A 25,056-nucleotide genomic window follows, 5' to 3' on the forward strand; every position below is an offset into this window, starting at 1 on the left:
TGACTGCAGCGATCAGTCGAGTTCGGCGTTCATTTGCTGCAAGCGGCGCAGGATAACGACGTCGTCAGCGTCCCCCGGCAGTCCATAGAAATCCAGAATCACTTGGTTGAGTTGGGCCATCGCGGGGAGTGTGTCTGTTACCCGATGTGCGGCTTTCCAACCGCTCGGTGGATGACTGGCAACCGCGCGTTCGATGTGGTGGTTTACCTCCCGCGTCAGCTCTTCCAAGCGGGACTGAGCAGCGCCCTGGGCGACAAGTGCCACAGCGCTTTCCTCCTGAATAATTCGGAACGGCGGCACAATTGGGAAGCCGCCAAAGGTGTTCACCACGGAAAACCTCGCCATCCAGCTACTGGCCGGCGGCAACGTCGCGCGCGCCCACACGGCGAACACGCGCGAGCGGAACAGCGTCGGCACCGCCAGATCGCCGTCGATGACGAAGAGGTCCTGCACTGGTACCTCATCATCACGCATCTCGACCACCACCACCGGGACGGCGCCGTCGACAATCGCATACCGTTGAAAGCCGCGAGGCGGGGCCGTCCAACATCTGACAAGGTCCGCCGATCGCTTCAAGGGGCGCGCAGCAAGTTTCGTCCTGCTGTCCAGCTCCAGAAGATCCCGCAAACGGCTGGCGCCTGCTTGATCGCCAAGCACAAAGTCACGGGTCAGAAGAAGATCGCTATTTGGCTCACCATACGGCCTCGTGGCCGAACGCATGGGCCGTAGGTTCGTTCGTGCAGATTGCCGATCAGCCTGGGGTAGCCCATCCAGCCATTCCGAACTCAGATCGTAACTGATGCGGATCACGTCGCGCTGATCAACGCCGCGAGCAGCGAGACGCCGATGGATCGCATGCGAGCGCACGGGTCCGATATCTACCTCATCTGGGAATGTCACGGGCCGCTCGACGTCCGCGAGCCTTCGCAGGGTGGCGGTGTCCGTATAGCGCGCGACACGCCAGCCCGCTCTGCTGGCGGTTTCGATCACATCAAGCGTAGGCGTTTCTCCGGTTACCACCAAATTGAATGGGGTAGAGGCCGCATTTGCGACAGTAAAGGTAGTGCTATAGTCGGGCATCGACAGCGCACTGCTGACGGGGGAGTTGTCGACTTGCGATTGCTCCAGACGGAAACCTGCGCGCGCCGGTGCGCCTCGCCGTGAACTGAATATGGGGGCCAGAACCCTCGCGGCGAATTCGGGAAAGCGATTTCCGCGCCTGCGGCCTTCAACCAGAACCTGGCTTTCGATCTCGTAGCTGTGGACGTCTCGGGGGTTGATGCGAGCCGAGAACAGGATGGCCGGGTCGCTTCGCTTTGGATCGCCAGACACCCAGCTCACCTCTGAGCCCAGCCGCAAGTTGCCGGGCCCGTCAAGCAGGGTCTCACTGTCGCCGGCTTTGGGCATGAGGCCTACAGCCAGGACGGGAGTAGGCTCGCCCCCAGGCCGGTCCATAAGCTCCCGCCGGACGACGGGTGAACGGCACGCGACGATGGCAAGCGCGATCACGTCGGCGATCCGACGGTCGAATGAGCGCTTGGATTTGCCCCACCAGAAGGGCGATCTCGCAATTGCAGAGTCGAGGATGGCATGGCTTTCGCTAGGGAGGCGAGAACCTTTCGCGCCTATGTCGAACAATCTTGACGGATGGTTGGCCGGAAGTGCAGGGGCAACAACGATCAGTGCGCCTTCGGCGGCCTGCCGGCGGACGAAGGCATCCAGATCAGGCAGCATTTCTGGCTCCTGATCGTCTTCATCCAGGACGATTACGATAACATCCGCAATGAACCCGGTACGGGAGAGCAAGTCGCGCCATTCGCGTGCACTCGCCGCGACGTGTATATGACTCCCAGATGGCAGCATGTCGCCTTCGCCGCGCCTCAAATGGCTTGCGATCTCTCGAGCACGCCGTCCATCAGCGATGATCAACGCTTCGGTCTGTGCAGGAGGGGTAGCGGGCTTCGGGGGCGGCCCGGGCGGGTCGTCGGTCAACCCTTCCGGCTTTTGCTCCACGACAGCCGATGCGTCCGACGACAGCGGAGTCAGTTCCGCTCCGAGCAATGTTGCCAGCTTCGCGATGCCATCGAATGCCTGCTGGAAGGGCTCCTTTTCCAACAGTGCGCGGGCAAAGATGCCAGGCAGATCGATGGAAAGAACCCCTGGGGTGCGTTCGACAACAGCCACTGCTTGTGACGCGGTCAGGGCATGCTCTCTCCCAACAAGTACCCGACGAATCGCCGTCTCCAGCAGTTGGCGTACGAACTGTCGCCGCCAGCCACGCGCCCGTACACCTCCAAACTTCTCTTGGACAAAATCGAAGGCGACGGGAGCAAGCCGGACTACCTCGTCCCGTCCGGCATGTACCGCCAATTCGAGCAGGCTGAGCGGCGCTCTGGATTCGAGGTCGCCCTGAACGGGAACTAGATCATCCCACAGCTGTTCGGGTGTCCCGACATATGCGACGTCGTTCCAGAGGAATACGTCGTGCCAAGCGTCGCCCACATCAAGCGCGATCGATTCCCCATGTGGAAGCCTACGTTGTTCATCGAGATCGACCGGCTCAAACTCGGCGATCCGGCCCTGATGATCACCAGCGACAGACGATCTTGCGATGTAGAGCGTGTTCGCACCCTCGCTCTGGCCAAAGAGCGGCATGGCAAAACCATGCCCTGTGCATCCATAGTGCCCAACAAGCCGAAGACTGAGAGGGTCGTTGTTCATAGCTGGTGACACGTGGCGAGATGTTCGCGCACGAGCCGGTTGATCTCGACGTGGAAATCAGCCGGTGCACGGTTCGGCCGCCATTGGTAGGTTTCCCACGTCACGCCAGCCACCGTTAGCTTCTCGATCATTTCGGTGTTCTTGCCATTGGGATCCTCGAGAAACTGATACGGAAGGATCGCAAATTTGACGTCACTGAGTCGCACGTGCTGATCAAATGCAAGTTCGATGGCTGAGGCGCGTCGATCGGGACGGTTGCTGCCGGCGGATGCAAGCCGTGAAATCTTTGCGAACGTCTGAGGGCCGATATCCCAATCGGGAATCGACTTGGTGAAGTCCGGCTTCAGTTTGCCGTCGTAGTAGTCTGCTGGGCTGCCGAACGCCCAGGAGATGTGATCATTCACGGCTTGGAGTGTCTCCTCGAGGGCATAATCCTCAAGGTAATATGAGGGGCTGGCTCCCTCGTCGAATGCACCTGCAAGAGCTCCACCGGTGTCGAAGGGGTAAACGTGAAACGGGGCTCCGAGATTCTGGGTGCTGACTAGAAACACAAACGGAAAGTAGTCGAGGATGGACTTTTTGTCCTCGGCCCCACGCAACTTGTACGCTGGACGCATCGCGAAGAAATAGACCAAGTGACGATCGAAAACGGTGCAGCGCCGAGTTTCTATCTGACCAGCCCGGATAATTTCCCGGGCCGCGCCGACCGCAGTGACGTGCACTAGATAAAATTCGGCTGACGCTGCATGCGTGCGATCCCGCAGTCGTTGATTGGGGTCGCCGCTTGTTCGCCGTGTGAGTACTGCCAAGTGTCCCCGCCTGCCTTCAAGATATGCCCGCATACGATCCGTCGGTGTCTCTGTGCCATCCTGTTGATCGAACGGTGACCGTGTCCTGCTACACTATATATTTCAATCCGTTGCGCGGCGATTGCGGTGCTCTGGATGCTTCCAGAAGCGCTCGGCGTAAGCAGAGCGGCGTTTTGGACCGCAGAGCAATATCAATTCGTTCTGCACTGACCTGCGACGCTTAAAACTCTTCTAGCTCCTCGCGCGAAGGCCGTCCAACGAGAGAGGGTGGCGGACCGAGCTCGTGACGGTATAAATTTCGGGAGGCTGAGTCATGGCCGGCGTGGTCCAGCGTAGAGGCGGCAGCGCGGCCACGCTGAGGTGGCGGAATGCCTTACGTGGGACAATCGGCGCGCTCACGGCTAAAACCTCATCGACTTCATCTATTGCTGATAGCCAGTTGCAGGCCGCGCCAGTCCGCATACTTGTCGCCAGCTTCGCGAATGTGGGTGTAGCGCTTGAGGCTGACCCATGACCGGTGTCCACTGACTGTGGCAACCTTGGGAATGCTCCAGCCCATCTCGAATAGCCGAGAAACCCCTTCGTGCCGCAGATCGTGGAAGCGCAGATCGTCGATACCGAGCAGCTTACATGCCCGCGTGAAATTGGCGGTGATGGCATCGGGTGAGTAGGGGAAGATTTCCGGCTTGGTTTTGGGCATGCTTTCAATGACCTGAATAGCCTCGTCTGGCAGATCGACCCAGGTATCGTTTCCGATCTTCTCGCCCGGGTGTTTCATATCGCGCACAAGCACACGCTTGTGTTGTTTTTCAAAGTCATCCCATGTGATTTGCGTGATTTCTGCTTGCCGCCGGGTCGAGAAGAGCGCGAACACAATGACCTTGTGCATCGGCACGGCTTGAGGAACTTTCTTTCGCCGATCGACGAAATGAGCCAGAAGTTTGTCGAGTTCTTCCAGCGTTGGCCGTCGGTCGCGCTGAACAGAGCGCGAGATGATGCCCATGCGGCGGGCGACTACAATCGCGTCCCTCATCTCGCGATCATTCAATCCATAATCCCACATCGGCCGCGCGATAGCGAAGATGGCCGCGAGGTGGCTGGCGTAATTGCCGACCGTCTGAGGCTGGCTTGTCAGCGACTGCAGGAACTCGATGATATCCTTCGACTTGATGGTGGAGCAGGGCATGTCGGCGATGGGATAGTTCTTGATTGCTCTGAGAACCTGAGCTTTCGTCCGGCCAATCTCCTTCAGAGACTCTTCGGTGTACCGGTCAATGGCTTTTGCCAGCGGGGGGTCCGCCGCCTTGTACTCATTGATCACGCCTGGTTTCGCGAGTTCGCGCTCGCGCTTTTTGATCCACGACGTCGCGGTCGGACGCCTGTCAAAAGTTTCCGTCTCGTGATAGGCGAAACCATCGCGCATGACCCGCACGCGCGCCATATAGGCAGCGCTGCCGTCCTTGCGCTTGCGCTCGGTGATAGTGCCCATGGTGGAATCCTCGTTTGGTACACGAGATTTCATTTGGTACATTGTACCAAATCAGGTGTCAAAATCGACGAACTTGGTACATGAACACAGGAAATGACACAAGAGTGGCTGAGAACGACAGGGCGTAAGTAGTGGAAAAAGAAAGGAAATCGCAGATTGGCGTAGCTCGCCGGTTCTCGGTTGCGCCGATGATGGACTGGACTGACCGGCATTGCCGGTTCTTCCATCGCCAGTTGACGAGCCACGCGCTGCTCTACACAGAGATGGTGGTGGCCGACGCCGTCATCCATGGTGCGCGTGAGCGACTTCTCGGCTTCGATGAGACGGAACACCCGGTTGCCCTGCAGCTCGGCGGTTCGGATCCACGCAAGCTTGTCGAAGCGGCGCGCATCGGCGAGGCCTTTGGCTATGACGAGATCAATCTCAATGTCGGCTGTCCGTCGGACCGTGTTCAGTCGGGTACGTTCGGCGCCTGCCTGATGAAGGCGCCCGACCTCGTCGCCGCCTGTGTCGCGGCTATGAAAGCGGCGGTGACAATTCCCGTCACCGTCAAATGCCGCATCGGCGTCGACGAGCAGGATCCGGAGCCGGCCCTCGATGCGCTGGCGGATGGTGTTTTCGATGCCGGCGCCGACGCGCTGTGGGTGCATGCGCGCAAGGCGTGGCTGGAAGGGCTGAGTCCCAAGGAAAACCGTGACATCCCGCCGCTCGATTATGGCCGCGTCTATCGGCTGAAGGCCAGAAAACGCAACGAATTCATCGGCATCAATGGCGGCATTCAATCGATCGAAGAGGCGCGGGAGCATCTCGATCATGTCGACGGCGCCATGCTTGGCCGCGCCGCCTACCACACGCCCGGCATTCTGGCCGACGTCGATGCCGCCTTCTACGGCGCCAAGCCCGGGGCGTTCGATTTCGCGGCGCTGATCGATATCATGGCGGACTATGCGGCACGTCATATCGAGCAGGGCGGGCGGCTTGGCCACGTCACGCGCCATATGATCGGGCTGTTCCACGGACTGCCCGGTGCGCGCCGCTACCGCCAGATCCTGTCCACCGACGCGACCCGGCCCGGCGCCGGACAAGATGTGCTGAAGACGGCTTTCGCGGCGGTCGAACTCAGTGGAGTGGCGGCCGAAGCGGCCTGAGTCTGGGAGCCGGAGCTCAATCCCTGAGGATCATGCGGTCGCCGCGCACATCGAAGCCCGACAGCGAGCCGATGAAATTCATGCCAAGCAGGCTTTGGCTGAGCATACCGGGTGCGGCGATCATCACCGGCATGTCCCTGCGCATGATGCCGCCGATCGCAATCTGATCGGTTTTCACGGCCGCCGCGCGTGCCACGCCGTTGGCGGTCGAAACCGAAATGGTGTAGTGGAGCGCCGCTGGATTGAATCCGGCGGCCTGCGCGTCTTCGGACGTCAGGACGGTGCTGGTCGCGCCGGTATCGACAATGGCTCGAACCGGGTTGCCGTTGATCAGGATACGCGCTTCGAAATGGCCGTTGTCCGCCTTGTCGAGCGTCACCGTGGCGTGACCGTCTTCGACGCCGAGCGCCAGCGGGCTGCCGGGAACCAGGCCTGCCGTCACGCGGCTGGCGACATCCTGCAGTTCATAGCGGTATTGATAGCCGGCGATCAGCGCGAGCACGATGGCCGCCCAGGCGCCGAGGTTGCGGGCCATGGCGCCCAATGGCCGGCCCGAGCGAAGCAGGCCGGCGCCGATCAGGGCGCCAAAGGCACCGAGCCAGATCAGCCGGCTGAAATCGTAATTCTCGACGCCGAGCGTGCTTCCGGCGGAATCGTTGAGCATGAGCAGGACTGCTCCCACCCCGATCGCAGCCATCAGGATCCAGAACAGCCGGCTCATTAGCACCTCACGAAAGCGCGTCGCGTTCGCGCGCCATGCGGGTGCGGCGCGTTTCCCGGCGCGGCCGGCGCTCGATCGTTTCCAGCCGGGCCGGCAATTCGGCCATGACGCCGCAGCGCGTTTCCGGCGTCATCCCGATCCAGGCGCCGATTTCCTCACGCGTGCGACCGCACCCGAAACAGAAGCCGGTTTTCATGTCGATCGAACAGACCAGGATGCACGGGGATTCGATGGCCGTCATGACTTTCTCTTGAGGTTCCGTCCGGAATCCTCGCTCCATCTCCACATGGTGCAACCGCGGAGCCAATGCAAGCCCTCGCGATTGCGCCCTTCGCGGCCAGCTTTGCGGCAATTTCAGGACCATGATCCAGGAGGTTGTGCCGACGACGCAAGGCGGCTATGCCGCTCACCTACTCCAGGGAATGATCGCCAACGAGATGACCAGCGCGCTGCCTTTCGACGATTTCCGCAACCTGCTGGCCAAACTGCCGGCGGCCGACACGACAGCCGAGGCCCGCGTGCGCACGCTGTTCGCCAAGGCCGACAAATCAGGCAATTCGCTCGGCCGCATCGAGGACATCGCCGCGTGGCTGGCGGCCTGGAGCGGGCGAGCTCCGCCAGCCGTGACAAGACCGCTGATGGCGGTCTTTGCCGGCAATCATGGCGCCACGCGCCACGGCATTTCGCCGCGCCCGGTGGCGGCGACCGCCAACGCGGTCGAACTTTGCGCGGCCGGAGGTGCTGCGATCAACCAGATCTGCATTGCCAACGATCTCGGGCTGAAGGTCTTCGATCTTGCCCTGCACATTCCGACCGCCGACATCACCTGTCATGCCGCGCTCGACGAGCGCGGCTGCGCCGCCACCATGGCCTTCGGCATGGAAGCGATCGCCGGCGGTGCCGATCTGCTTTGCCTTGGCGATCTCGGCGTCGGCAACTCCACGGTCGCCGCAGCTCTGTTTGCGGCGCTGTTCGGGGGCAGGGGCGTCGACTGGGTCGGCGCGGGGTCGGGCGCAAATGCGACGATGCAGGCACGCAAGGCAGACGTGGTCGATGCGGCGCTGGCCTTTCACGCCGGCCACCTCGGCGACCCGCTCGAGGTGCTGCGCCGGGTCGGCGGTCGTGAGTTCGCGGCGATTGCCGGCGCCATCCTTGCCGCGCGCATGCAGAAGATCCCGGTGCTGCTCGACGGGCTCGCCGCGACGGCCGCCGCGGCGGTGCTGCAAGCCGCCAATTCCGCCGCGCTCGACCATTGCCTGCTGGCCAGTCTGTCGCCAGAGCCCGCACACGCCCGGGCTGCTCAACGCCTCGGCCTGCGCCCGTTGCTTGATTTTGGCATCAGCCATGGCGAAGGGGCAGGGGCCGCCCTTGCCGCGGGTCTGGTCAAGGCCGCCGCGCTGACCAGCTCGGGCATGGCGGCTGCGGTGCGCAGCTAAGAAACCGGCACATTGCATCTCGACAGCTTTCGACTTATCGCCGCCGAGCTGCTGCTACCGTCGCGGTCGGCAGCGCCGGCAATTCCTCCATTACCCGGCTCAGCGGGAATATGGCGATCGCCTCTGTCCCTTCGCGCAGCTTGGAATGAAGTTCGAACTCGCCGCCATGCATGGCGAGCAGCCCTTGCACGATCGGCAGGCCAAGGCCGGTTCCTTGCTCGGCGCTCTTGATGGCGATCGAGCCTTGGCCGAAGGCGGAAAGCACAATCGGAATCTCGTCTTCCGGTATGCCGGGCCCATTGTCCTTGATCGAAATGTACTGCCCGCCGCCCGCCGTCCAGCCGACGCGAACACGAATTTCGCCTCCGGTGGCGGTGAACTTGATGGCATTCGACAGAAGGTTGAGCGTGATCTGCCGCACCGCCCGCTCATCGGCGAACAAGCGTGGCAATTCATGCTCGAAATCCTGGATGACGCGTATATCCTTATTGCGCGCCCTCAGCTCCATCATGTGGCAGCAATCCTCGACGATACCGAGCAGCATCAAGGGCTCTTCATTGAGCTGGTAGCGGCCAGCCTCGATGCGCGACAGGTCGAGGATCTCATTGATCAGGTCGAGCAGATGCTGGCCGGATTCGTGCACGTCGTGGGCGTAGTCACGATAGGTGGGGTTGCTCATCGGTCCCAGCACCTCGTTCGACATCACCTCGGAAAAACCGAGAATGGCATTGAGCGGTGTGCGCAGTTCGTGGCTCATCGAAGCAAGGAACCGCGATTTCGCCAGATTGGCGTCTTCCGCCCGGCGTCGCGCCTCGTCCGACATCGATTTCGCTGTCTCCAGTTCGGCGACCAACGCATCCTTTTCGGAGCGGAACGACAGCATCATGAGGGACGAGCGGTTGAGGTGACGGGCGACATAGGCGAAGAAGGGCAGCGACACGACCAGCAGCCCGGCCATGATCACCTCAATCGGCATCCACAGTTTGACGCCGCCATAGGCGTAGAGCGCCACCGGAACGGCAAACGTCGCCAACAGCGCTCCGCGCAGGGACGAGGTCATCACCGCGGTCGCCGCCATGGCGAACAGCAGCACCACGGCCTTGACGATGTGGAGCGGGTCGACCTCGCAGACGTTGCAGCCAAGCCAGACGAACCATGCCCAGCCTAGACCGCACAAGAAATGGCCAATCAGGAATTCTCGTCGTGTTTGCAAAGGGTTGGGCTCGGAAGCTTCAGTACGCTCGATGCGCCGCGCCATGAAGGCGACGATGGTGTAGCAGGTCAGCGTGAACAGCGCCCAGAGGCCGATCTCGTTGCCGACGCCGGCCAGCCGGCCACCCGCCGCGATCACCAGAACGAGAAGCGGGACGGCGATTGCGCCGCTGGTCATCGCCCGGGCGTGGAGTTTCAGAAGTTCGCGATCGAAATCGGGATTGCCGGCCTGCTGCGAAAGACGGTCACGCGTCTTGCGCACCGCGCGTGCCACATCGCTGTTGCGATGAGGTTTCCTGCGGTCCACAATGAACTTGTCCGCTGTGTTCGAGCGTTGCAAGGGCATCAAAACTTCAATTATGCGAGCAGCGGTTTCCAAGTGTTAAGCTACGTTCGAATGATTAACCAACCGTTTGCCATATGAGCCGCCCGTGGTCGCCAAGGCGGCGCCGGCCATACTTTGCGCGACCCCGAAGCCTGTGGCGCCGGCTGGTCGATTACGGGCTTACCGCCATCATTCTCGGGCTGCTGATCCTGCTGGCGGCCCGCCTCGACCGCGTGGAAACCCGCAAGACGGAAGGTGCGGCTATCATCAATGACGGCGATTCGATCACGCTTGGTGCCGAGCGCATCCGCATGCGCGGCATCGATGCTCCGGAATATACGCAGACCTGCCGCAGGAATGGCGCCGACTATCCCTGCGGCACGCTTGCGCGCCAGTCGCTGGTGCGCCTGATCGCCGGCAAGCCAGTCTCCTGTACCGGCTGGCAGCGTGACCGCTATGGCCGGCTGCTCGGCAACTGCACCGCCGGCGGCAAGGACCTCAACCGGGCGCAGGTGGAAGCGGGCTGGGCGGTTGCCTATGGCGACTTCGAGAGCGAGGAAGCCATCGCGCGCGCAGGAAAGGCAGGCATCTGGGCGGGAACGTTCGACCAGCCGCAGGACTGGCGCGACAGCCATCACGGCGAAGTCGTCGAGAGGAAACATGGTACGCTGGCGTCAATCGGCGACGCCGCGCGCGAGATTTTTCGCTTCTGGTGATCCGCATCCTGTAACTGGACCGCGAACGAAATGGGAGGATGGAGATGAAGCTCTTCGACGGTGGCCGGGCGCCCAATCCACGACGGGTCCGCGTTTTCCTGGCCGAGAAAGGCATTATGGTTCCGCAGGTAGCCGTCGACATGGGTGCTCTCGAGCACAGACAACAGGCGATCAGCTCTCGCAACCCTTTGCAACGCCTGCCGGTGCTGGAGCTCGACGACGGCACCATCATCACCGAATCCGTCGCCATCTGCCGCTATTTCGAGGAACTGCATCCCGAGCCAGCCCTATTCGGTCGTGGCGCACTCGGCAAGGCGCAGGTCGAGATGTGGCAGCGACGGATGGAGTTCAATCTGCTCAGCTGCGTCGCGCAGGCGTTTCGCCACATCCATCCGGCCATGAAGGAATGGGAAATCCCGCAGATCCCCGAATGGGGCGAGGCCAACAAGCCGAAGGCCGTGCAGTTCCTTAAATTGTTGGACGTTGAGTTGGGCAATCGAGAATTCATCGCCGGTGACAGCTATTCGATCGCCGACATCACCGGGCTTATCGCCGTCGATTTCATGAAGCCGGCACGCATCAGGGTACCGGATGAATGCACCAATGTGCTGCGCTGGCACCAGGCCGTCTCCAGCCGTCCGAGCGCATCAGCCTGAACATGACTGTCGAACTCGACTGCCTCACCGCCAAGATTCGCGCTTGCCGCATCTGCGTGGAAAACCCTGTCGGCAAGCCGTTGCCGCACGAACCTCGTCCGGTGCTGCGACCCTCGACCAGCGCCCGTATCCTGATCGCCAGCCAGGCGCCGGGGACCAAGGTGCATCTATCGGGGATGCCGTTCACCGATGCCTCCGGCGACCGCTTGCGCAGTTGGCTGGGCGTGACAAGCGACGAATTCTACGACATCGAAAAGTTCGCCATCGTGCCGATGGGCTTTTGCTTTCCCGGTCAGGACGCCAAGGGCGGAGACCTGCCGCCGAGGCGTGAATGCGCGCCGGCCTGGCGCGCGCCCTTGATGGCTCTGATGCCACGGATCGACTTGGTGCTGACGATCGGCATCTATGCACAGTCTTGGCACATGGGTGCCGAGCGCCGGCCCTCGTTGACGCAAACGGTGATGGACTGGCGGGCCCTCTGGGAGAATTCCATCGGCCCGAAAGTGCTGCCGCTGCCGCATCCGTCATGGCGCAACACCGGCTGGCTAAAGAAGAATCCCTGGTTTGAAATGGATTTGCTGCCTTTCCTGCGGTCGGAAATCCACTATCGCCTTGGTTGACCTTTCGGCAAGAAATCACTCGTTTTTCGCCCTATTGGCAGAATTTCTTTCTTGTGAAAGGTCGAAATAGGGGGGAATATAGCCAATCTATTCCCAAGCGCGTCGCGCCCGAGGGCACGCAACGCGCTTTGAATTTTTGTTTTACGCATGTCGTTATCCCAAAACCGCTACGCACTTTTGGGCGACATGCACCAGGGAGCACTCGATGGATCGCCTCGATAGAAAAATTCTCCGCCTGTTGCAGGAGGACGCGACACTCGCGGTCGCCGATGTCGCCAAGAAAGTCGGGCTGTCGACGACGCCTTGCTGGCGGCGCATCCAGAAGCTCGAGGAAGAGGGCGTCATCAAGCGGCGTGTCGCCATTCTCGACCATGAAAAGGTCAATGTGCGCGTCACCGTCTTCGTGTCGATCCGCACCAATTCGCATAGCCATGAGTGGCTGCGGCGCTTCTCGGAAGTCATCCAGGAGTTTCCCGAGGTGGTCGAGTTCTACCGCATGAGCGGCGACGTCGACTATCTCCTGCGCGTCGTGGTGCCGGACATCGCCGCCTATGATGCGTTCTACAAGCGGCTGATCGCCAAGATCGAAATCCGTGACGTGTCGTCGTCCTTCGCCATGGAGCAGATCAAGTACACCACCGAAATCCCGCTCGACTACATGGTGCTGGACAAGGAGTCGGGCGCAAATGCCGCTTGAACTGGACCTTGCGCAAGGTTGTCCCGCTTAGTCTTTCTTTTTGTTGAGGAAACTCCAGGGCGAATTTACTGGCAGCGTGACTGTGTCCGGCACGCTGTCGGCAGCGACGACCTCCGCCTTGCGGACGCTGTAGCCCGATTGGACGACGCTGACACCGTCGAGAATGAACAGCTGGCTCTTCTCCATCTCCGGCTTCAGCGCACCGGTGACGGCGACCGGCTGATACGCTTCCGACATCTTGTAGGGGTGAGCAGGCGTGACCAGTACGATCTGGTTGGGCGGCGGCGTCGGCATGTGGCTGCAGGCACCCGTCCACGGCACCAGCAGGAACTGATAGACAAGGTCGCCGTCGCGATCGACGGGCAATGCATAGCCGGCCAACTGAATGCTTCTGTCCTGCAGATCGAGGGACAGCGTCTCGCCGTGGTCCGGCAATTTTGCCGCGATCATCGGCAGCCCGACATTTTCGGCGGCTGCTTGCGCAGCCGGGCGCAGATCCTTCCAGAATATATGCGCGGTCTCGGCCGAGGCCTGGCCGATGGAAACGGCAAATGCCGCAGCCAGGATCGCACCTGATTTCAAGCGATTGTTCATGGACTCCATTCTTCGCCAACCTGCTGCCCGGATCGAGTCAAACCGTCGTGATTCGAGAGCATTTTTGCAGATGCCGGATCGCACTGTACCTCAATCCACACTTTCGCTCTTGCGCGCAATTCGAGCGCCGCTGTGAGGGTGGTGCGCTATAGGGGTCTCGCAGCGACCTCGCGGGGAGCATGACACGAATAAATGCTTGGGAAAGCGCCGAAAGTGCCTTGCCCGGTCGCGACAGCGGAGCAAAAAATAGAGCGGCCATAGCCGGCCGCATACGTTCGTCCACGACCTCGCCAGAACATGGAGAAGTACCATGCCAACCAGCGATGATCTCAAAGGGCTGATGAAATTCCTTACCCGTGTGGAATGGCGCGGATGTTTCGAAGAGGTGCTTGACGATCATCTTGGCCCCGTCCTCGATGCCTGCGACATGGATTTCGAAGACCTCATCGAAATCCTCGGCGAGGTCTGGGCAATGACCGTTTGGGGCTGCGCCTTCGAGGACTTTCTCACCCAAGACTTCGAGGGTGAACCCGGCAACATGGTCGATGACTATGTCAAGCGTCGAGGCTGGAAGGAAAACGCCCGATCCAAGGCTTATATGATGGCGTTACGGACCTCCGTCATGAGCCTATACGAAGTAAGCAACGTCGTGCCTGGACAATCTCTTGCGGCGCGTGACCTTATCCGCGGAGGTGAACCCATCACAGTTAGCGAGGGCACAGCCACGAAGACGTTGAAACAGTGGAACAGGATTGCTGCGCGGGTCGTGCCTGTCATGGGGAAGAACGTTCTTGCGGGCGGCGTTTTGCCGTTCACCCCGCAAGCCGCGGAGACGCTGTTCGATGTGCTGTGGGGCACGTTCGGCAAAAAAAATGCAAAGAAACTACCTGCCTTGAAGAATGAAGAGCTGCAGGCGGCAGCGTCCATGTTCACTCTGTCCTGGTTGTACGACACCCTCAACAGGGCGATGACCAGGCCATTGCTGCGAAACAATCATGGCGACGATATCGTTTTCCACGATGTCTGCTTCCCCTTGGCATCCGGGGCGATACAGCGGGATATCGCTGCCCGGTTGAACAGCATTCCGGGCATGTGGCAGGAAAATGTGAAATTCTGGAACTGGCTGGAAGAGACGCCGGGAAACAGGGACAACCCAAAGAGGGGGAACGCAGCTACTCTCGACGCCACGATGGACGACGGTTTGAGCGTGTTGGGCAATGTCGAGCTGACGGGTCCTTTCCTGAAACTGTCCACCAATTCCGCTGCGCGAGCAACAAAGGGGACGGCCCTGATCCGGCAGGCCCTTGGCGATCTTGTCCAGACGCCTCTTACCGATATCCGTACTGTCGAGCAGATGACGGCCGCGCGGCCGGGCAATCATACCGAAAAGCAATCGAGTCTGCCGCCCGAAGTCATCAAACAAGGCGTTCATGAGTTCTTGGATCGGCACTATCTTGAAACGCTGGACCTGCCGGTCGCAATGCTGGGAAATAAAACACCGCGTCAGGCCGTCAAAACCGCCGCTGGTCGCCAGAAGGTCGTCGAGTGGCTCAAATACCTGGAAAACCAAACCGTCAAGCAGCCGGACCCAACCGATCCCATGGCCACCTACAATTTCGAATGGGTTTGGAAAGAACTCGGCGTTCACGACCTGCGTCGATAGCCCGATGCGCTTTCAATTCGAACGCATCTCATTCCAGCGTCAACGCTCGAGCCGCATCACATGTCTGCGAGATCCGGCCATCCCGGTCTCGTTGAAACCGCGCGCCGCAAACATGTCGCGAAAGCCCATGAAGCTGTAGCTCGGCGACGCCTGATCGACCGGATAAGCCTCGATCGTGCTGGCGCCCTTGGCAAAGGCGTGATCTATGGCCGCGTCGAGCAGTGCGGCAGCCAGCCCACCGCTGCGCATAGCCCTTGGCACGTAAAAGCAGACGATCGACCAGATATCCGTCTCGCTATCGTCTTGCTGCCGGGAAAGCCTGCGATAGGTCTGGCGTGGCGCGACCGAGCACCAACCGACGGTCTTGCCGTAAATATGGGCGAGAATGCCGACCGGCGTGCCGGCACCGACAAGCGCCATCATGGCCCGTTTCTTCTTGTCGTTCTGGACATGCTCGCGGCTGGGCAGATGGCGCCAGGCCATGCACCAGCAATATTTCGGCGCGCCCGGCTGTTCGAACAGGTTTTCGAAATCGGCGCGTGTCGAGCGCGTCACTTCCGTGAAGCTGATTTTGCGTCCTTCAGCTCTTCCTGGCGGCGAGGCGCTCGATCGTCCTGGCATCCGATAGTTCCTTCACCGCATCCTTGCCGATCCAGCGCGCGGTCTTGTCGGTTGACATGGCAAGCTTCCGCGCCACGGCAAGGGCAGGAGCATGCAGGCTCACCGATCGCTTGCCGATTTGCCGCAGCGCCCAGTTGACCGCCTTCCTGACGAAGTTGCGAGGATCACTTGCATGGGCCTTGATCAGCGGCAGATAGGACAGGAACGTCTCGTCCGGTTCCTTCTTCAAATGCACCGCCGCCCATGCCAGCATGGCGAAGGCGGTCCGACGGACGAATTCGCGCTCGTCATGGGCGAACTCTTCAATCAGCTGGCGCCAGAACGGCGTATCAGCGAACAGGTCCGAGACAGTGTCGACGACCTCCCAAGAATCGAAGTCGCCAGCCCAGCGGCGGCACTGTTCGATGGTGATCTTTTTCGGCTCGCCGGTGAACGCCGCCACAAGCCGCGCCTCGCGAATACCGGTGTCCCACAGCATCAGACCCCGTTCGTTGTTGCGCTTCAGCTTGCGGGCGAGCGGCCGCAGGTCCGAATTGCCGACGCCGAGCGCCGTCGCGATGTTGATGCCGAACCGCGCCATGCCGGCTCGATTCTCCGCGGTGCCGATTGCCCTGAGGTGGGCGACGATCTCGTCTGCGGTCCAGTCTGGATCGGGCAGAGGCATCGCCATAAAAGCCTATTTTTCCAGCCGCGCCAGCAGCGAGGACGTATCCCAGCGCTTACCGCCCATTGCCTGCACGTCCTTGTAAAACTGATCGACAAGCGCGGTCACCGGCAATTTGGCACCGTTGCGGTCGGCTTCCGCCAGGCAGATGCCAAGGTCCTTGCGCATCCAATCGACCGCGAAGCCGAAATCATACTTGCCGGCATTCATCGTCTTGTGGCGGTTCTCCATCTGCCAGGAACCGGCCGCGCCCTTGGAGATGACCTCGATCACCTTCTCGATGTCGAGCCCGGCCTTCTTGCCGAAATGGATGCCTTCGGCCAGCCCCTGCACGAGGCCGGCGATGGTGATCTGGTTGATCATCTTGGTGAGCTGACCAGCGCCGGCCGACCCCATCAGGCCAACCATGCGGGCAAAAGCGTCGATGACAGGCCTGGCCCTGTCGAAAGCGTCCTGCTCACCACCGACCATGACGGTCAGTACGCCATTCTCGGCGCCGGCCTGGCCGCCGGAGACCGGTGCATCGAGGAACGAAAAGCCGCGCGCTTGCGCCTCCGCCGCCAGTTCGCGTGCGACCTCGGCCGAGGCCGTGGTGTTGTCGATGAAGACCGACCCCTTCTTCATCGATGTGAAGGCGCCTTCGGGACCCGTGGTCACCGAGCGCAAATCGTCGTCATTGCCAACGCAGGAGAAGACAAAATCCTTGCCCTCGGCTGCCTGCGCCGGCGTCGCCGCGAGGCTGCCGCCATGCTGGCCGACCCACTGCTCTGCCTTGGCCTTGGTGCGGTTGTAGACCGTGACGTCGTGGCCACCCTTGTTCCTCAAGTGCCCGGCCATCGGATAGCCCATCACGCCAAGACCGAGAAATGCCACAGATGCCATGAGCTTGCCCTTCAGAATGGAAACGAAATTTGCCGCGAAAGCTCTAGGCTCTGCGCTCAATTCGTCAAGACGCGTGTGACCAGATCGACTGGTGCAGCCAATTGAAAATGATCAGCGTTTCAGGTGAACGGTGATCCGGCGCTCGATCCATTCAACGCCATGGCGCAGGATCTCGACCATCACAAGATAGACGAGAGCGACCCAGATATAGGCCTGAATGTCGAACGAGTTGGCGAAGGCGAGCTTTGCATTGCCCATCAGATCATAGACCGTGATGATGGCGACGATGGCGGACGCCTTGACCATCAGGATCAGTTCGTTGCCATACGGCCGCAAGGCGACGATCAAGGCTTGCGGCAGGATGATCTTGCGCAATGTCTGCAGTTTGTGCAGGCCGAGCGATGCTGCCCCTTCCCATTGCCCGCGAGGCACGCTCTCGATGGCGCCGCGCAGGATTTCGGCCTGGTAGGCGGCGGTGTTGAGCGCAAAGGCAAAGACGCCGCAATTGAACGCGTCCTTGAAAAAGTCCCAGAGGCCGACCGACTGGAGTTCGACCCTGAACGAGCCCAATCCATAGTAGACTAGGTAGGTCTGAACCAGCAGCGGCGTGCCGCGGAAGAAATAGACATAGCAATAGGCGAGGCCGGACAGGATCCGGTTGCTGGACATGCGCCCATAAGCGACAGGCACCGAAAGTATCGCGCCGAGCACCATCGATATGGAAACCAGCGAGAGCGTTACCCCAAGCCCTTGCAAATAGGCCGGCGCATATTTGGCGAAGAAATCGGCGTTCCAGGCAACGACCAGATAGCTGACGATGCCTGCGCCGAATAGAATCCACAGGCAGACCAGCGCATAACCGGCGATACGCCTGCGCGGCCAACCCCGCGCCTGGGGCGGCGGCCGTTCGACCATGGCGGCTGTGGCGCTCATCGCTGCGCCTCCCGCCGGCCAAGCGAGCGCAGAATTGCGCCGGTGGCGAAGGACGACACGACGGCAAGGCCAAGAAAGACCAGGGAGGCCACGCCGAAGAACAGGAAAGCGTGCTTGGTGACGCGGGCGGCAATGCTGGCATTGCGCAGCGTCTCGGCGAGGCCGACGACCGATACGAGCGACGTGTCCTTGAGCAGGCTGAGCCAGCAATTCTCCAGTCCGGGAAACGCGATGCGCAGCAGCTGCGGCACGATCACCTTGCGCATGGTCAGCCAGTTGGAAAGCCCGATGGCGTAGCCGCCCTCGTACTGGCCCTTCGGTATGGCGCGGAAGGCCGAAAGGAAAACCTCGCTGGCATAGGACGAGAAGATCAGCGCAAGCACGATCATGCCGGCGACGAAGCTGTTGACGTCGATGGTGGCGTCCGGCCAGAAATACCTGACGAGATGCTGCAGCAGTATCGGCATGCCGAAGAAGAACAGGAAAAGCGTTACCAACTCCGGCAGGCCGCGAAACACCGTGGTGTAGATATTGGCGGCAAGGCGCAGCGAAGGCTCTTCGGACTGCTTGGCGAGTGCAATGAAAAAGCCGATCGTCAATCCGATGGGCAGCGTGGCAAGCGCAAGCGCAACGGTAATCAGTGCGCCATAGGCGATATCGTCAAGCCAGCCATCGGGTCCCCAACTGAGAAGTGTCCATATGCTCTGGGCTGGCATCGACAGGTCTTATCTCCACGGCGTTCCCGAGACGAATAGAAAGACGGCGGAGAGTTCCCCGCCGTCCTCACCCTAATTTATCAGGACTCGGCGCCGTAGACGTCGAACTTGAAGTACTTGTCGTTGATTTCCTTGTATTTTCCATTGGCGCGGATGGCGTCGATGGCCGTGTTGAGCTTGTTGACCAGGTCGGTCTCGCCCTTGCGCACGGCAATGCCGGCGCCTGGCCCGAAGATCTCGACTGGTTGCGGCGACGGCTGGCCGAGGATCTTGCAGCAGGCGCCATCGGGCGAATCCAGCCACTGCTGCAGCACGACGATATCGTCCTCGATGGCGTCGAGACGACCATTGGCAAGATCTGCCTGCTCCTCGGGGCTGCTCGGATAGCCCTTGACGGTGCTGTCGGTGTAGGTTTTCGAGGCATAGTTGAAATGCGTGGTGGTGGTGGCCACGCCGATGGTCTTGCCGGCGAGATCTTCCTTGGTCACGCCTTTCAGCGTGCTGTCCTTCGGCACGGCGAGCGCTGACGGCGTGTTGTAGTATTTGTGCGAGAAGTCGACCTTCTCCAGCCGCTCTGGGGTGATCGACATCGAGGCGACGATGGCATCGAACTTGCCGGCCTGAAGGGCGGGAATGATGCCGTCCCAATCCTGGGCGACGAAGGTGCACTTGACCTTCATTTCATCACAAAGCGCCTTTGCGATGTCGATGTCGAAGCCGACGAGCTGGCCATCGGCGGTGAGGTTGTTGAATGGCGGGTAGGCGCCTTCGGTGCCGATCCTCAGGGTCTTTTCCTGGGCCTGGGCTACGCCGAGCGTCAACAGCGCGGCCGAAGCGGCGAGCGCGATACGCAGTGCAATACGCATGATAATCCTCTCTTTGTGGTCCCGGCCGTCGTTCCAAACGGCTCTGTGGGCGGTGCTTTTGGCCGCCCGCTGGCGCGATACTCCCACTCTTTCCAAGAAAAAAGCAACTGCAAAACCACAAAGGTTGGGAAGGCTATTCCGCCGCTGCGTCAGCGCTCAGCCAGCGAGCCCCGTGGTGCGCTCGATGAAGTCGGCTATCGACTTTGTATCGTCGAGATCGAACACCGGCAGGGAACCGCCTTCAGCCGCGAAATCGGCGGCGACGGCGACGATATTGGGATCACTTGCCGAAAGCGGCGTGCGGTCTTTCGCGTCCAGCCGGCGGGTTTCGATCTTGCGGTGGGCCTCGCGCTTGTAGCCCTCGACCAGCACCAGGTCGCAAGGCGCGAGCCGTGATAGAATCACCTCCAGCGTCGGCTCATCCTCACCGCGCAGCTCGTGCATCAGCGCCCAGCGGGTTCCCGAGACGATCGCGACTTCCGTGGCGCCGGCCTGCCTATGGCGGTAGCTGTCGGCACCCGGCTTGTCGATATCGAAATCGTGGTGAGCGTGTTTCACCGTCGATACTTTCCAGCCGCGCCGGACAAGTTCGGTGACCAGCTTTTCGGTCAATGTCGTCTTGCCGGAATTCTTCCAGCCGGTGATGCCGAAGACATGTCTGTTCATGATTTCATGCTGCAACAGACCTTCGGCAGCGACAAGATCATCAGGCTGGTTGATGTTGAAAAAGGGGTCGACCGGATGGCCCGCCAATGACAGAAGCGGGAATTCCACTTCGACAAAACCGTGCTGGTCGATGAAAGCCGAGACCCGCCTGTTGTCCTCATCGACCAGAAACTGCCGCAAGCCGTCGCGACAGTCTGTAGGCCAAAGCGCGAAGGTCGGGTGCCGCTTGCCGGCCGAGCAAGCGACGGCAATCGAACCTGGATTTTGATCGGTGGCGGCCGCCAGTCGCTCGACAAGGTTCATCGGCAGGAAGGGCGTGTCGCCGGCAGCGGTGACGATCGCCTCGCATGCCGTGTTGGCAGCGGCCCATTCGAGGCCGGTGAGGATTCCGGCAAGCGGCCCGGCAAAGCCGGTCACCGTGTCGGCAAGCACCGGCAGTCCAAAGCGCGAGAACCGCGCCGGATCGCCGTTGGCGCTAAGCGCGAGAGGGCCGATCTGCGGGCCAAAGCGCGAAACGACCTGGTCGAGCACGCGGCCGCTGCCGAGCGGCAACAGGGTCTTGTCGCCACCGCCCATCCGTCTCGACTGACCGCCGGCCAGAATGAGACCTGCAATATCTCGTTTCATGCCATGGAGCCTGTACGCCAGCCGCTGGGAATCGCAAGAGGCCGGAGCCGATGATGATCGTGGCACCGACGATCATCGGCAGATCGGGAATATCGGCGAAAATGAACAGGCCAAGCAGGATCGACCAGATCAGGGCCGTGTAGCGGAACGGCGCGATGAAGGAGATGTCGCCCGAGCGCATCGCCATGATGATGAACTGGTAGCCGATGAGCACCAGCACCGCGGCCAAGGCCAACAAAGCCGTGCTGTTGCCCGTCATCGGTGTCCAGCCGCCCATCGGCGACAAGAGCGCCGCGCCGACCATGGTCATGGCAAGCGCGGTGGCGGTCGAAACCAGGAGGGTCGGAATAGCCTTGGGAATGCGCTTGGTGCTGAGATCGCGCACCGCACAACAAGCGACGCTGGCCAGCGCCGACAGCGAGTAGATGCTGAACCCTTCGAAGCCAGGCCGCACGATGATCAGCACGCCGGCAAATCCGATGGCGATCGCCAGCCAGCGCCGCCAGCCGACAGCCTCGCCGAAGACAAGTGCCGCCCCCATCGTCACCGCCAGCGGCAGCGCCTGCAGCACCGCCGAAACATTGGCGATCGGCAAATGGGCGAGGGCGACGAGAAAACTCACCGTTGCGCCGGCCTCGCCGATCACGCGCATGGCCACCAGCGGCTGCAGCATCGAGCCCGGGCGAGCGAGCGCGCCGCGCTGCCAGGCAAGCAGGCCGACGAAAAGCGAAGCGAAAGCCCCACGGATCAGCATGACCTGCGCCATGTTCATCGATTGCGACGAGTATTTGGTGATGGCGTCGTTGAGCGTGAAGCCGGCCATCGCCACCATCATGAACAACGCGCCGCGAAGATTTGGAGACAGGGGCAAGACGACTACCGGTTCCGCTTTGCGGCAAGCCTGTAACAGCCGGGCATGAAACAGCAACAGCAAAGGGCTGGGCCACAGCCCTGTTTGTGGCCCAGGAGATCGCCTGCGATGGCGGCGGAAACCTACTTTTTCGGCGTCAGCACCTCGGTGCCATTGCCTTCCTTGCCGGCGATCGTCCATAGGCCGTGCAGCGAGCCGTCGTCCATCACCTTGTAGACGACGAGGCCGATATCCTTGTCCATGACATAGCCGGCGGAGAAGGCGTCATCGTTGCGCATGCAAATGCCGTCGGAAGATGAGCCGCCCGTCTCCCAGTGGATCGTGCAGGTCGTTCCGCTGGTCAGCGCGATGGTTGCCTCGCCGCCATAGGCGGAGCCGTCGAAGTTGGTGCCGGCGACCGTATAGGTTCCGCCGATCGACTGGGCGGCCGCTGGCACGGAAGCGAGGCCAAGCAGTGCAAGAGAAAGAACGAGTTTGCGCATGATGTATTCCCCCGTTGGATGAAACCGTCCCAAGCGGAAGGCTAGGCCGGAACGGACCAACGGTAAATCAGCGGAGCATTCGCGGATAAGGATTTGTTCGCGGTGTGGCCGAAATGCTCACGGTCCCGAAACGCTCATGGTCCCCCAAACTCTCATGGCTCCTTGAGACTGCCGGCGATGGCGCCGACAAGCGGGTCGTATTTCGACTTGAGGGCTGGCGGGTAGTCGATCCGGACCGTGCGGATGACGCCATCCCTGCCGAACAGGCGCCGCTCGTAAAAGATCTTTCCGCCCTTCAACCCAGACAACACCGCCCAATCCTTGCCGGACTTGCTGTAGGTGACCATGTAGCCGGCTTCGTCGCTGGCCTTCTCGGCTGCCACAAAACCCTTCGGCGTATCGTCGTCGATGTTGAGGATGCCCGAGCAGATCAGGCTGGCGCCATCGGCACTCAGCCATTCCTGTCCGTCGCCATTATCCGGCTCGGGCTGGCGATCGGTGAAGATCTCATCGGGGAACGTGCAGACGGTGCCGAAGCGCTCGTTCACATAGGTGAACGGCGCGGCGACCGCACTGGTCGCTGCAATTGCTGTGACAAACGCCAGGGATGAAGAACGTCGCCGCATGTCTCGCCTCCAAGCCAAATGACCAGGAAGGCAATCTTGCACGAATTCAGTAAAGAATCAGCCGCCCGTCACACTCATATGCCGCGACACCGATGGGCGGCTGGTGCGGCGGTCGATGATGAAGTCGTGGCCTTTCGGCTTGCGGCCGATCGCTTCGTCGATGGCGTCAGCGACCAGTTCGTTGCCTTCGGAGGCCCGCAAGGGCGCGCGCAGGTCGGCGGCGTCTTCCTGGCCGAGGCACATGTACAGCGTGCCGGTGCAGGTCAGCCGGACGCGGTTGCAGCTCTCGCAGAAATTATGCGTCATCGGCGTGATGAAGCCAAGGCGTCCGCCGGTCTCGGCGACATGGACGTAGCGGGCTGGGCCGCCCGTCTTGAAGGGAATGTCGGTCAGCGTGAACTGGCGCTCCAGCGACGCGCGCAGCAGCGACAGCGGCAAATACTGGTCCGTGCGGTCGGCATCGATCTCGCCCATCGGCATGGTTTCGATGACCGTCAGGTCCATGCCGCGGCCATGCGCCCAGCGCATCATCCCGGGCAGCTCGGCGTCGTTGAAATCCTTCAGCGCCACCGCGTTGAGCTTGACCTTCAACCCGGCCGCCTGCGCGGCATCGATGCCTTGCATTACCTTGTCGAGATGACCCCAGCGGGTGATCTTGTGGAACTTGTCGGCATCGAGCGTATCGAGCGAGACGTTGATGCGCCTGACGCCGCAATCGGCGAGTTCGGCGGCAAAGCGCGACAGTTGCGAGCCGTTGGTGGTCAACGTCAGTTCTTCCAGCGCGCCGCTTTCGAGATGCCGCGACAGCTGGCGCACCAGATGCATGATGTTCTTGCGCACCAGCGGCTCACCGCCGGTGAGGCGCAATTTCCTGACGCCCTTTTCGATGAAGACACCGCACAGCCGGTCGAGTTCTTCCAGCGACAGCAGGTCCTTCTTCGGCAGGAAGGCCATGTCCTCGGCCATGCAATAGGTGCAGCGAAAATCGCAGCGGTCGGTGACCGACACCCGGAGATAGCTGATCGTGCGACCGAAAGGGTCGATCATGTCCATGCTTCAAACGCTTCCCGTGGCCGTGAACGGCGTCGTTATATACCGCTATGTGATACGATCCAGCCGTTCATTCAAGATAGCGGCTGTAGATCGTTGGTAACATCCCTGCGCCGACATAGCATGTCGGTCGGCTTTATCAGACCTTTTCCCGTTTGACGAAGCGGCGTAGGGAAGGGGTGAATGACACGGGATCGAACAGCATGACCGCGCCGAAGGAACTCCGGGTCTCGAAGGACCGCAAACTGCTGTCCGTCACCTTTCCCGATCACCAGCCCTTCGAACTGCCGGCGGAGCTGCTGCGCGTCGCCTCGCCATCGGCCGAGGTGCAAGGCCATTCGCCCGAACAGCGGGTGACGGTTCCCGGCAAGCGCAATGTGACTATCCTGAAGATCGAGCCGGTCGGCAACTATGCCGTGCGTATCACCTTCGACGATTTCCACGACACCGGCATCTTCACCTGGAATTACCTGCACACGCTCGGCCACGAAAAGGATGCGCGCTGGAACGCCTATCTCGCCGAGCTTGCGGAAAAGGGCTTGAGCCGGGACCGCTAGGCTGGCGCCGCCGTTGTCGTCAAAGCGTCATCGAAGTGGGGTAGCGCCGGCGAAGGTTTGGAGACGAAAAAAGATGTCCGTCATCACCACGGTCGAGCAGCTCGAGTCGCTCTATGGCGTTCCGGGCGAGGCCTCGCTGGTCAAGGAACTCGACCACGTCATTCCCGAGTATGCCGCTTTCATCGAAGCCTCGCCGTTTGTCGCGCTGGCGACCTGTGGCCCGGAGGGTCTGGACTGTTCGCCGCGCGGCGATCTCGCCGGCTTCGTGCGCATCCATGATCCGAAAACCCTGATGATGCCGGACCGTCGCGACAACAACCGCGCCGATTCGCTGCGAAACATCATCCGCGACCCGCGCGTCGGCCTGCTGTTCCTGGTGCCGGGCTCCGGCACGACGCTGCGCGTCAATGGTCGCGCTCATATCACCACGGATACAACGCTATGCGCGTCATTCACGGTCGAAGGCAAGGCGGCGCGATCGGTAACCGTTATCGACATCGATTCGGTCTACTTCCAATGCGCCCGTGCCATCGTCCGCTCCGAGCTCTGGAATCCGGCGAGACATGTCGACCCGAAGTCACTGCCGACGCCCGGACAGATCCTGGAAATCACCAGTCGCAAGAGCATCGACGGCGAGACCTACGACAAGGAATGGCCGGAGCGGGCGAAGAAGACGATGTGGTAAGTC

Annotated in this window: 27 protein-coding genes and 1 pseudogene; 9 read left to right on the forward strand and 19 right to left on the reverse strand. The window is 61.3% G+C overall.

The features are described from left to right. Positions 1-12: 12 nt before the first annotated feature. The 3 genes from NKH03_RS06850 to NKH03_RS06860 all read right to left on the reverse strand — a co-directional run bounded on the left by NKH03_RS06850 (position 13) and on the right by NKH03_RS06860 (position 5,019). A complete protein-coding gene (locus NKH03_RS06850; protein ID WP_352967783.1) occupies positions 13-2,655 on the reverse strand; it encodes a hypothetical protein in 2,643 nt (880 codons plus the stop codon). A gap of 62 nt (positions 2,656-2,717) precedes the next feature. Then, the gene (locus NKH03_RS06855; protein ID WP_352967785.1) at positions 2,718-3,530 is read right to left on the reverse strand and encodes a hypothetical protein; all 813 of its coding nucleotides are present in this window, start codon (positions 3,528-3,530) and stop codon (positions 2,718-2,720) included. A gap of 418 nt (positions 3,531-3,948) precedes the next feature. After that, the gene (locus NKH03_RS06860) at positions 3,949-5,019 is read right to left on the reverse strand and encodes a site-specific integrase (RefSeq protein ID WP_352967786.1); all 1,071 of its coding nucleotides are present in this window, start codon (positions 5,017-5,019) and stop codon (positions 3,949-3,951) included. Between the two features lie 155 nt (positions 5,020-5,174). Between NKH03_RS06860 and dusA the strand changes: the two genes are divergently transcribed. Beyond that, the gene (gene dusA / locus NKH03_RS06865; RefSeq protein WP_352967908.1) at positions 5,175-6,167 is read left to right on the forward strand and encodes a tRNA dihydrouridine(20/20a) synthase DusA; all 993 of its coding nucleotides are present in this window, start codon (positions 5,175-5,177) and stop codon (positions 6,165-6,167) included. 16 nt (positions 6,168-6,183) lie between these two features. Here the strand turns inward: dusA and NKH03_RS06870 are convergent, their stop codons facing one another. Both NKH03_RS06870 and NKH03_RS06875 read right to left on the reverse strand, forming a co-directional pair. Continuing rightward, positions 6,184-6,888, reverse strand: a complete 705-nt coding sequence (locus NKH03_RS06870; RefSeq protein ID WP_352967787.1) for a TIGR02281 family clan AA aspartic protease — start codon at positions 6,886-6,888, stop codon at positions 6,184-6,186. Positions 6,889-6,895: 7 nt separating this feature from the next. Then, complete coding sequence (locus NKH03_RS06875) at positions 6,896-7,129, reverse strand: DUF1289 domain-containing protein (RefSeq protein ID WP_352967789.1); 234 nt, start codon at positions 7,127-7,129, stop codon at positions 6,896-6,898. Positions 7,130-7,325: 196 nt separating this feature from the next. Here NKH03_RS06875 and NKH03_RS06880 point away from each other — a divergent pair, with 196 nt between their 5' ends. Further along, a complete protein-coding gene (locus NKH03_RS06880; RefSeq protein WP_352967909.1) occupies positions 7,326-8,324 on the forward strand; it encodes a nicotinate-nucleotide--dimethylbenzimidazole phosphoribosyltransferase in 999 nt (332 codons plus the stop codon). Between the two features lie 34 nt (positions 8,325-8,358). Here the strand turns inward: NKH03_RS06880 and NKH03_RS06885 are convergent, their stop codons facing one another. After that, the gene (locus NKH03_RS06885; protein WP_352967790.1) at positions 8,359-9,882 is read right to left on the reverse strand and encodes a sensor histidine kinase; all 1,524 of its coding nucleotides are present in this window, start codon (positions 9,880-9,882) and stop codon (positions 8,359-8,361) included. A gap of 74 nt (positions 9,883-9,956) precedes the next feature. Between NKH03_RS06885 and NKH03_RS06890 the strand changes: the two genes are divergently transcribed. The 4 genes from NKH03_RS06890 to NKH03_RS06905 all read left to right on the forward strand — a co-directional run bounded on the left by NKH03_RS06890 (position 9,957) and on the right by NKH03_RS06905 (position 12,550). Further along, positions 9,957-10,577 (forward strand): thermonuclease family protein, encoded by a 621-nt coding sequence (locus NKH03_RS06890; protein WP_352967791.1) that lies wholly within the window; start codon positions 9,957-9,959, stop codon positions 10,575-10,577. A 44-nt stretch (positions 10,578-10,621) separates the two neighbouring features. Next, positions 10,622-11,233, forward strand: a complete 612-nt coding sequence (locus NKH03_RS06895) for a glutathione S-transferase (RefSeq protein ID WP_352967792.1) — start codon at positions 10,622-10,624, stop codon at positions 11,231-11,233. Further along, positions 11,173-11,853, forward strand: a complete 681-nt coding sequence (locus tag NKH03_RS06900; protein ID WP_352967793.1) for a uracil-DNA glycosylase family protein — start codon at positions 11,173-11,175, stop codon at positions 11,851-11,853. The genes NKH03_RS06895 and NKH03_RS06900 overlap by 61 nt, the downstream gene beginning before the upstream one ends. A gap of 205 nt (positions 11,854-12,058) precedes the next feature. After that, a complete protein-coding gene (locus tag NKH03_RS06905; protein ID WP_006205209.1) occupies positions 12,059-12,550 on the forward strand; it encodes an Lrp/AsnC family transcriptional regulator in 492 nt (163 codons plus the stop codon). Positions 12,551-12,577: 27 nt separating this feature from the next. Here the strand turns inward: NKH03_RS06905 and NKH03_RS06910 are convergent, their stop codons facing one another. Continuing rightward, positions 12,578-13,144: a DUF3299 domain-containing protein gene (locus tag NKH03_RS06910; RefSeq protein ID WP_352967794.1), complete on the reverse strand. Its 567-nt coding sequence runs from the start codon at positions 13,142-13,144 to the stop codon at positions 12,578-12,580. Between the two features lie 310 nt (positions 13,145-13,454). On the opposite strand from NKH03_RS06910, the gene NKH03_RS06915 reads away from it, so the two are divergent. Continuing rightward, on the forward strand, positions 13,455-14,807 hold the full coding sequence (locus tag NKH03_RS06915) for a DUF7986 domain-containing protein (protein ID WP_352967796.1): 1,353 nt from the start codon (positions 13,455-13,457) through the stop codon (positions 14,805-14,807). Between the two features lie 39 nt (positions 14,808-14,846). Here the strand turns inward: NKH03_RS06915 and NKH03_RS06920 are convergent, their stop codons facing one another. The 12 genes and pseudogenes from NKH03_RS06920 to moaA form a co-directional block, all read right to left on the reverse strand. Next, complete coding sequence (locus tag NKH03_RS06920) at positions 14,847-15,428, reverse strand: GNAT family N-acetyltransferase (protein ID WP_352967797.1); 582 nt, start codon at positions 15,426-15,428, stop codon at positions 14,847-14,849. Beyond that, positions 15,388-16,092 (reverse strand): DNA alkylation repair protein, encoded by a 705-nt coding sequence (locus NKH03_RS06925; RefSeq protein WP_352967910.1) that lies wholly within the window; start codon positions 16,090-16,092, stop codon positions 15,388-15,390. Before NKH03_RS06925 ends, NKH03_RS06920 begins: the two co-directional genes overlap by 41 nt. A 12-nt stretch (positions 16,093-16,104) precedes the next feature. Continuing rightward, the gene (locus tag NKH03_RS06930) at positions 16,105-16,974 is read right to left on the reverse strand and encodes an NAD(P)-dependent oxidoreductase (RefSeq protein ID WP_352967799.1); all 870 of its coding nucleotides are present in this window, start codon (positions 16,972-16,974) and stop codon (positions 16,105-16,107) included. Between the two features lie 111 nt (positions 16,975-17,085). Next, positions 17,086-17,907 (reverse strand): ABC transporter permease, encoded by an 822-nt coding sequence (locus NKH03_RS06935; protein ID WP_352967800.1) that lies wholly within the window; start codon positions 17,905-17,907, stop codon positions 17,086-17,088. Then, positions 17,904-18,623 carry an ABC transporter permease gene (locus NKH03_RS06940; protein WP_352873070.1) on the reverse strand — a complete coding sequence of 240 codons (720 nt, stop codon included), beginning with the start codon at positions 18,621-18,623 and terminating at the stop codon, positions 17,904-17,906. Before NKH03_RS06940 ends, NKH03_RS06935 begins: the two co-directional genes overlap by 4 nt. 80 nt (positions 18,624-18,703) lie before the next feature. Beyond that, the gene (locus tag NKH03_RS06945; protein WP_023759175.1) at positions 18,704-19,489 is read right to left on the reverse strand and encodes an ABC transporter substrate-binding protein; all 786 of its coding nucleotides are present in this window, start codon (positions 19,487-19,489) and stop codon (positions 18,704-18,706) included. Positions 19,490-19,645: 156 nt separating this feature from the next. Continuing rightward, a complete protein-coding gene (gene mobB, locus NKH03_RS06950) occupies positions 19,646-20,155 on the reverse strand; it encodes a molybdopterin-guanine dinucleotide biosynthesis protein B (RefSeq protein ID WP_352967911.1) in 510 nt (169 codons plus the stop codon). 9 nt (positions 20,156-20,164) lie between these two features. Further along, positions 20,165-20,731, reverse strand: a pseudogene (gene mobA, locus NKH03_RS06955) (molybdenum cofactor guanylyltransferase MobA); the annotation flags it as partial. Next, positions 20,631-21,653: a DMT family transporter gene (locus NKH03_RS06960; protein WP_352967801.1), complete on the reverse strand. Its 1,023-nt coding sequence runs from the start codon at positions 21,651-21,653 to the stop codon at positions 20,631-20,633. The pseudogene mobA and the gene NKH03_RS06960, both read right to left, overlap by 101 nt. Positions 21,654-21,775: 122 nt before the next feature. After that, positions 21,776-22,135, reverse strand: a complete 360-nt coding sequence (locus NKH03_RS06965) for a hypothetical protein (protein WP_352873068.1) — start codon at positions 22,133-22,135, stop codon at positions 21,776-21,778. Between the two features lie 152 nt (positions 22,136-22,287). Then, complete coding sequence (locus NKH03_RS06970) at positions 22,288-22,761, reverse strand: hypothetical protein (protein ID WP_352873067.1); 474 nt, start codon at positions 22,759-22,761, stop codon at positions 22,288-22,290. A 57-nt stretch (positions 22,762-22,818) separates the two neighbouring features. Continuing rightward, positions 22,819-23,814: a GTP 3',8-cyclase MoaA gene (gene moaA / locus NKH03_RS06975; RefSeq protein ID WP_352873066.1), complete on the reverse strand. Its 996-nt coding sequence runs from the start codon at positions 23,812-23,814 to the stop codon at positions 22,819-22,821. Positions 23,815-24,014: 200 nt separating this feature from the next. On the opposite strand from moaA, the gene NKH03_RS06980 reads away from it, so the two are divergent. Both NKH03_RS06980 and NKH03_RS06985 read left to right on the forward strand, forming a co-directional pair. Next, positions 24,015-24,368 carry a gamma-butyrobetaine hydroxylase family protein gene (locus tag NKH03_RS06980; RefSeq protein ID WP_352967803.1) on the forward strand — a complete coding sequence of 118 codons (354 nt, stop codon included), beginning with the start codon at positions 24,015-24,017 and terminating at the stop codon, positions 24,366-24,368. 73 nt (positions 24,369-24,441) lie between these two features. Continuing rightward, a complete protein-coding gene (locus NKH03_RS06985; RefSeq protein ID WP_352967804.1) occupies positions 24,442-25,053 on the forward strand; it encodes a pyridoxamine 5'-phosphate oxidase family protein in 612 nt (203 codons plus the stop codon). Positions 25,054-25,056 lie beyond the last annotated feature (3 nt).

The organism is Mesorhizobium sp. M1406 (assembly GCF_040317555.1).
In the GTDB taxonomy this organism is placed as follows: domain Bacteria; phylum Pseudomonadota; class Alphaproteobacteria; order Rhizobiales; family Rhizobiaceae; genus Mesorhizobium.

What these genes read in the sequence shown, in the direction of transcription:
- NKH03_RS06850 (WP_352967783.1), bottom strand. Translation starts at nt 2,655, where the DNA reads ATGCCGCTCTTTGGCCAGAGCGAGGGTGCGAACACGCTCTACATCGCA.
- NKH03_RS06860 (WP_352967786.1), bottom strand. Translation starts at nt 5,019, where the DNA reads ATGGGCACTATCACCGAGCGCAAGCGCAAGGACGGCAGCGCTGCCTAT.
- NKH03_RS06870 (WP_352967787.1), bottom strand. Translation starts at nt 6,888, where the DNA reads ATGAGCCGGCTGTTCTGGATCCTGATGGCTGCGATCGGGGTGGGAGCA.
- NKH03_RS06875 (WP_352967789.1), bottom strand. Translation starts at nt 7,129, where the DNA reads ATGACGGCCATCGAATCCCCGTGCATCCTGGTCTGTTCGATCGACATG.
- NKH03_RS06880 (WP_352967909.1), top strand. Translation starts at nt 7,326, where the DNA reads ATGACCAGCGCGCTGCCTTTCGACGATTTCCGCAACCTGCTGGCCAAA.
- NKH03_RS06885 (WP_352967790.1), bottom strand. Translation starts at nt 9,882, where the DNA reads ATGCCCTTGCAACGCTCGAACACAGCGGACAAGTTCATTGTGGACCGC.
- NKH03_RS06890 (WP_352967791.1), top strand. Translation starts at nt 9,957, where the DNA reads ATGAGCCGCCCGTGGTCGCCAAGGCGGCGCCGGCCATACTTTGCGCGA.
- NKH03_RS06895 (WP_352967792.1), top strand. Translation starts at nt 10,622, where the DNA reads ATGAAGCTCTTCGACGGTGGCCGGGCGCCCAATCCACGACGGGTCCGC.
- NKH03_RS06900 (WP_352967793.1), top strand. Translation starts at nt 11,173, where the DNA reads ATGCACCAATGTGCTGCGCTGGCACCAGGCCGTCTCCAGCCGTCCGAG.
- NKH03_RS06905 (WP_006205209.1), top strand. Translation starts at nt 12,059, where the DNA reads ATGGATCGCCTCGATAGAAAAATTCTCCGCCTGTTGCAGGAGGACGCG.
- NKH03_RS06910 (WP_352967794.1), bottom strand. Translation starts at nt 13,144, where the DNA reads ATGAACAATCGCTTGAAATCAGGTGCGATCCTGGCTGCGGCATTTGCC.
- NKH03_RS06915 (WP_352967796.1), top strand. Translation starts at nt 13,455, where the DNA reads ATGCCAACCAGCGATGATCTCAAAGGGCTGATGAAATTCCTTACCCGT.
- NKH03_RS06920 (WP_352967797.1), bottom strand. Translation starts at nt 15,428, where the DNA reads ATGCCAGGACGATCGAGCGCCTCGCCGCCAGGAAGAGCTGAAGGACGC.
- NKH03_RS06925 (WP_352967910.1), bottom strand. Translation starts at nt 16,092, where the DNA reads ATGCCTCTGCCCGATCCAGACTGGACCGCAGACGAGATCGTCGCCCAC.
- NKH03_RS06930 (WP_352967799.1), bottom strand. Translation starts at nt 16,974, where the DNA reads ATGGCATCTGTGGCATTTCTCGGTCTTGGCGTGATGGGCTATCCGATG.
- NKH03_RS06935 (WP_352967800.1), bottom strand. Translation starts at nt 17,907, where the DNA reads ATGAGCGCCACAGCCGCCATGGTCGAACGGCCGCCGCCCCAGGCGCGG.
- NKH03_RS06940 (WP_352873070.1), bottom strand. Translation starts at nt 18,623, where the DNA reads ATGCCAGCCCAGAGCATATGGACACTTCTCAGTTGGGGACCCGATGGC.
- NKH03_RS06945 (WP_023759175.1), bottom strand. Translation starts at nt 19,489, where the DNA reads ATGCGTATTGCACTGCGTATCGCGCTCGCCGCTTCGGCCGCGCTGTTG.
- mobB (WP_352967911.1), bottom strand. Translation starts at nt 20,155, where the DNA reads ATGAACAGACATGTCTTCGGCATCACCGGCTGGAAGAATTCCGGCAAG.
- NKH03_RS06965 (WP_352873068.1), bottom strand. Translation starts at nt 22,135, where the DNA reads ATGCGCAAACTCGTTCTTTCTCTTGCACTGCTTGGCCTCGCTTCCGTG.
- NKH03_RS06970 (WP_352873067.1), bottom strand. Translation starts at nt 22,761, where the DNA reads ATGCGGCGACGTTCTTCATCCCTGGCGTTTGTCACAGCAATTGCAGCG.
- moaA (WP_352873066.1), bottom strand. Translation starts at nt 23,814, where the DNA reads ATGGACATGATCGACCCTTTCGGTCGCACGATCAGCTATCTCCGGGTG.
- NKH03_RS06980 (WP_352967803.1), top strand. Translation starts at nt 24,015, where the DNA reads ATGACCGCGCCGAAGGAACTCCGGGTCTCGAAGGACCGCAAACTGCTG.
- NKH03_RS06985 (WP_352967804.1), top strand. Translation starts at nt 24,442, where the DNA reads ATGTCCGTCATCACCACGGTCGAGCAGCTCGAGTCGCTCTATGGCGTT.